Below are 5354 nucleotides of genomic sequence, written 5' to 3'. Positions count from 1 at the left end.
CTGCTGCTGCCGCCGATCGCCATCTACATCGCCGCGATGCGCACGGTCGTCCAGCGCCATTACAAGGTGCTGGTCGCGTTGATCGCGGCGCGACAGCGCAATGCGGAACTCGTCGCGCGCTTCGACGCCGCGCTGACATATATGCCGCACGGCCTGTGCATGATCGACGGCGAGAACCGGGTGATCGTCGCGAACCGGCGCACCGCGCAGTTGTTCGGCTCGCCGCGCGAGATCATGCTGAACACGCTGTTTCCCGATGTGATTGCGGCGCTCGGCGTCGACCATGTCACGGAGCCGGACGCGGCAGACCTCGCGACGTGCTGCCATATGTGGCTGAGCCGCGAACTGGTGCCGCTCGAACTCGTGCTCGCCGATGGACGGGTACTGGAGATGACGCGTCATCACGTGCCGGACGGCAGCGCGGTCGTCATCGTCGAGGATGTCACCGTGCGTCGGCGCGCCGAAAAGCATATTCGCCACCTGGCGCGGCACGACGCGCTGACAGGACTGCCCAACCGGCACGAGTTGTATGCGGAGCTGAAGCGGATGCTGGCGCGACGCGCGGGACGTTATGGCGTCGCGCTGGCCGTGATGTATCTGGACCTGGACGGTTTCAAGGCGATCAACGACCGGTTCGGCCATCAAGCCGGCGACGATGTGCTGACGCAGGTTGCGGCGCGCCTCACGATGACGCTGCCGCAGGGCAAGCTGGCGGCGCGGGTCGGCGGCGACGAGTTCGTCGTCGCGATCGAGGACACGACGATGCAGGCGTGCGCAATCCTCGCCGCACGGATCATCCGGCAGATTTCCGCGCCCTACCGTCTGTCGATCGGCGAGACGGTCAGCCTCGGAATCAGCATCGGCATCGCGCTCGACGGCGATGGCGACACGCCCGAGGAATTGATCCGGCAAGCCGACAGCGCGCTGTATGAAGCGAAGTCGTCCGGCAAGGGCATGTATCGCTTTTATTCGAGCGGCAGGAAGCGCGCCGCCCCCGCCGCGGCCGGTTAGCGGCAGCACGCGCGGTACTCGTGGCACACGCGCGTCGCGCACGGTGCTGATCGTCTCGATGTCGGCCATTGCGCCGCCCCGCTCCTGTTTCATCCACGCGATATGTCGCAGCCGATGTCCGGCGCGCGCACTCGGTGTCACGTTACATGTTCCGTAACATCGCCGGCCGCATGACGCTATATGCGATGCAGAAGCCCGCCAAAACCGGACGGCGGGCACGATTTCGACCATGGCACTTTTATTGCTCACCTCTGAATAACGAAGTGGAGGGAGCACAACATGGATACCGTCGAAGTCGTCAGCCGGAACGAACCGATCAACGAATTGAAGGTGATCGACGGCGCATCGTTGATCAGGCGCCTGACGTCCGATCGCCGCCCCGCCATGCGCGAGGCCGCATGCGTGCAGGATCCGCCATTGACGCTGTACGGCGCGTACCGCCAGGGCGTCGACGATTACTTCGCCCGCCGTGCGAATCCGTATCGCGCAGGCAGCCGCTTGTGGGCGGTCTGGGAAGAGGGACGTATCGAAGCGGAAACAGACGGCCGTTGACGCCGCACGCGCGCTGTTCCCCGCAAAGGCACGCCGCAGCAGGCCAAGCCCGGTCTGCGCGATGCCGTCGTCGCACCCGACCGGTTTCACGCATGAAACCGGTCGGGCCGCCTTCGCCTGACCCGCCCGCCATGTTTCCCGATAAGATGCCCGCATACGCGCCCGTATGCCACATCGATCATGACTCACGCCGCCAGCTCACGTAACCCGATCCACTGCGAAATCGATCTCGATGCGCAGGGCAAGCATGCGGGGTATCTGCGTCTGCCGCATTCGGTACACCGCTCCGCATACGGCTGGCTGCCGATTCCGATCGCGTCGATCCGCCACGGCGACGGCCCGGTCGCGCTCGTGATGGCGGGCAACCACGGCGACGAATACGAAGGCCAGATCATCGTGTCGCAACTGATGCGCGAGATCGAGCCGGACATGGTCACAGGGCAGCTGATCCTGCTGCCGATGGCGAATTTCCCGGCGGCGGAGGCGGGGCAGCGTGTGTCGCCGCTCGACAACGGCAACCTGAACCGCAGCTTCCCGGGCGACGCGACCGGTTCGCCGACGCAAACGATCGCGCATTACATCGAGCATGCGCTGCTGTCCCGCGCGCAATATCTCGTCGACCTGCATTCGGGCGGCAGTTCGCTGCTGTATCACGGCGGCAACATGCTCGCGATCGATCCGCTCGACGCTGACGAGGCGGCGCGGCTCAAGGCGCTGCTGATCGCGTTCGGCTTGCCGAGTGCACTGCTGCACGCACCGAACCCCGTCCATTCAGCATCGGCTGCGCGCCGGCAAGGCGCGATCTCGATCGTGACCGAGCTGGGCGGCGCCGGCATGTCGAATCCGGCGCTGATCCGGCTGGGCCGTCACGGCCTGCTGCATTACCTGGGCTTCATCGGCCTGCTGCGCGGTCCGCTCGTGCCGGATGCGCCGCCGGCCGTCACGCGCTTCATGCGCGTCGATGACGATCGTCACTTCGTCTATGCCTACGAGCGCGGAGTGTACGAGCCGCTCGTCGAGCTTGGCGATCAGGTGCGCGCAGGACAGCCCGCCGCCTGGATCCACTTCCCGGAGACGCCGCTGCGTGAACCGGTGCTCTGTCGTTTCGCCGGTGACGGCGAAGTGGTCTGCAAGCGCGTTCCGGCGCAAGTGCAGCGCGGCGACTGCCTGTTCCAGCTGGCCGAGCCGACGGCTGCGCCGGCCTGAGCGCGGCTGCGTCCGAGCGGGTCGCGGGTCGGCGTGCGGACTGGCAGGCAGCGTGCGCAGCATGCCGCATCGCCGCCGCCCTTCACGACATTGCGCGACACCGGCGTCGGTGCGTTTATCGGGCCGCGGCCGTCTTTTGCGTCGGCGTGGCGAATACGCCGGCATACGAGCGGTCGAGGAGCGTCGACGTATCGTATGCATTCGGGATCACGCCGGCCTTATGCAGGAAATCGGCGGTATTCTGCGCGTCCTTCACCGCCTCCGCATCGACCGGGCCGATATGCTGGTGCGCGTTGTCGAGCCAGCGGTACGCGACATCCGGCTCCAGCTTCGCGTATTTCGCCCAGCGCTCCGCATATTCCCGAGGATGGCTGTCGACCCATTGCCGCGCGGCGATGACCCGGCGCAGGAAATCGGTGATCTCCGCGCGCTTGCCGTTCACGGCTTGCGTGTTCGCCGCGACGAAACTGAGCGCAGGCATCAGTCCCTGCGCGGTGACGACGGGCCGTGCGCCCTGCCGCAGCGTCAACGTGCTGACGAACGGCTCCCAGAGCGACACCGCATCGACCGAGCCGTTCGCAAGCGCATTGGTCGCATCGATCGGCATCAGGTACGCATACTTGACCGCATCGGCGCGCAGCCCCGCATGCTCGAGCGCACGCAGGACAAGCTGCTGACTCCATGCGCCGCGCCACACGGCGATGGTTTTGCCGCGCAGGTCGGCAATCGAACGCACCGGCGAATTTCCCGGCACGACAATCGCGACACCATCGAGGTTCTGGCGGGACACCGCGATGACCTTGACCGGCGCGCCCCGCGCCGCGAGCGTGAGCAGCGGGGAATCGCCGAGGAAGCCGACGTCGAGCGCGTTGCCGTTCAGGCTTTCGGCAACAGGCGCGGCAGCCTGGAAATGCTTCCATTCGATGGTGTAAGGCAGATCCTTGAGGACGCCGGACGCCTCCATCGACGCCTGAATGTTGAAGTAGTTCTGATCACCGACGCGCAGCGTGACGGTGTCCTTCGCGATGCCCGGCTGCGCGGCGAGCGCCAGCACGAATCCCATGACGATTCGGTTCAGCAACATGGTCTCCAAAAGGGTGGACGGGTGAGCGTCAGGCCCACAACGGGCCGCTCGGAATGGGGACGATACGGTAGCCATCGCCGCGAGACAAACGCGATTTCCTGCTAAGGAAAGCGGCGGTCGACTGATGTGCATTGCAGAGACGAATGCCCCGGCGCCGCAGTTCCCTAATTGCGCGCCCGGCCGTCCGCAATATCCGGGGAAAAAAGAAAAATAAGGGTTCAGGAGCAGTCAAGATGCGGTCATTTTTCCCGTTAATGCCGGCACGACACGCGTTCCTGTCGCGGAATTTCCTCCACTGGCATCCATTCGTGCAAGAGGCTCACAGTGAAAATCGCCAGAATGACCATCAAGGCAAAAATGCTGGGCGGTTTCGGCGTGCTCGCCGCAATCGTGTTGATCGTCTCGGGCATGGCGCTCAAGGCGTTGTCCGATACCAATGACGAATTCTCCCGCTACATGACCGGGATCAACGCCCGCGCGAACGTGGCCGCCCAGGCCCGCATGGCAGTCGACCGGCGTGCAATCGCGGCGCGCAATCTCGTGCTCGTCTCGCAGCCGGCCGACATGAATGTCGAACTGGCCGAGGTGCAGCACGCGCACAAGGATGTACAGGACCGGCTCGCCCAGTTGAAGGAGATGATCGCGAAGGCGGCCGACACGACCGACCGCGGCCGCGAGCTGGTAGGCGATATGGTGCGTATCGAAAGCGCTTACGGCCCGGTTGCGCTCAACATCGTGAGCCTCGCGCAAAGCGGCAAGACCGATATGGCGATCGCCGAGATGAACAATCACTGCCGCCCGCTGCTCGCGCAGCTGGTGCGGGCGACGGATGCATACGCGACCTACACGCACGAACGCGAGCTGGCGATCGCGCAAAGGTTCGCCGACCGCTACGCGATGGAGCGCAATGTGCTCATCGCGGTCAGCGTGCTGGCCGTCATCGTCGCCGTCGGGGGCGGGCTGTGGATCACGCGCATGATCACCTCGCCGATCGGCACGGCGGTCGGCGTCGCACGCACGGTCGCCGAAGGCGATCTCGGCAGCCGCATCGAGGTGACCGGCAATGACGAGACGCGCGACCTGCTCGACGCATTGCATACGATGAATGCGCGGCTCATCGACATCGTGAGCCGTGTGCGCGATTCGTCGACCAGCATCGGAACCGCTGTCGGCGAGATCGCGTCGGGCAACCTCGACCTGAGCCAGCGCACCGAGGAACAGGCGGCGTCGCTGCAGGAAACGGCCGCGACAATGGAGGAGTTCACGTCGACGGTGCGGCTCAATGCGGAAAACGCGCAGCAGGCCAGCTCGCTGGCTGCGAACGCCTCGGAGGTCGCGCTGCGCGGCAGCGATGTAGTCGGGCGCGTCGTCGACACGATGACCGAGATCGGTCAGCGCTCGTCGAAAATCGCCGATATCACGGGCATCATCGAGAGCATCGCGTTCCAGACCAACATCCTCGCGCTGAACGCGGCGGTCGAAGCGGCCCGTGCGGGCGAGC

The 5354-nt window shown here is 65.5% G+C and carries 5 protein-coding genes; 4 read left to right on the top strand and 1 reads right to left on the bottom strand.

Annotated features, from left to right (window positions below; genetic code table 11):
• From KH616_RS20825 to KH616_RS20815, 3 genes are all read left to right on the top strand, one after another.
• Positions 1-1011: sensor domain-containing diguanylate cyclase (locus KH616_RS20825; RefSeq protein ID WP_292250416.1), on the top strand; the 1011-nt coding region annotated here is incomplete at its 5' end.
• Between the two features lie 279 nt (positions 1012-1290).
• Positions 1291-1563, top strand: coding sequence for a hypothetical protein (locus tag KH616_RS20820; RefSeq protein ID WP_292250414.1), 273 nt, complete (start codon positions 1291-1293; stop codon positions 1561-1563).
• A gap of 180 nt (positions 1564-1743) precedes the next feature.
• Positions 1744-2769, top strand: coding sequence for a succinylglutamate desuccinylase/aspartoacylase family protein (locus KH616_RS20815; RefSeq protein ID WP_292250412.1), 1026 nt, complete (start codon positions 1744-1746; stop codon positions 2767-2769).
• A 115-nt stretch (positions 2770-2884) separates the two neighbouring features.
• Here KH616_RS20815 and KH616_RS20810 read toward each other — a convergent pair whose 3' ends face one another.
• Positions 2885-3853, bottom strand: coding sequence for an ABC transporter substrate-binding protein (locus KH616_RS20810; RefSeq protein WP_292250411.1), 969 nt, complete (start codon positions 3851-3853; stop codon positions 2885-2887).
• 339 nt (positions 3854-4192) lie between these two features.
• Between KH616_RS20810 and KH616_RS20805 the strand changes: the two genes are divergently transcribed.
• Positions 4193-5354 (top strand): methyl-accepting chemotaxis protein (locus KH616_RS20805; protein WP_292250417.1); only part of this gene is annotated, 1162 nt, incomplete at its 3' end.

The sequence above is a fragment of the Burkholderia sp. genome (assembly GCF_018375725.1).
GTDB lineage: Bacteria > Pseudomonadota > Gammaproteobacteria > Burkholderiales > Burkholderiaceae > Burkholderia.
The sequence above is the reverse complement of the archived record's forward strand: the minus strand, read 5'-3'. Positions and strand labels throughout refer to the sequence as shown.

Excerpts from the sequence above, each read along its gene's own strand:
- KH616_RS20820 (WP_292250414.1), top strand. The coding sequence starts at position 1,291 with ATGGATACCGTCGAAGTCGTCAGCCGGAACGAACCGATCAACGAATTG.
- KH616_RS20815 (WP_292250412.1), top strand. The coding sequence starts at position 1,744 with ATGACTCACGCCGCCAGCTCACGTAACCCGATCCACTGCGAAATCGAT.
- KH616_RS20810 (WP_292250411.1), bottom strand. The coding sequence starts at position 3,853 with ATGTTGCTGAACCGAATCGTCATGGGATTCGTGCTGGCGCTCGCCGCG.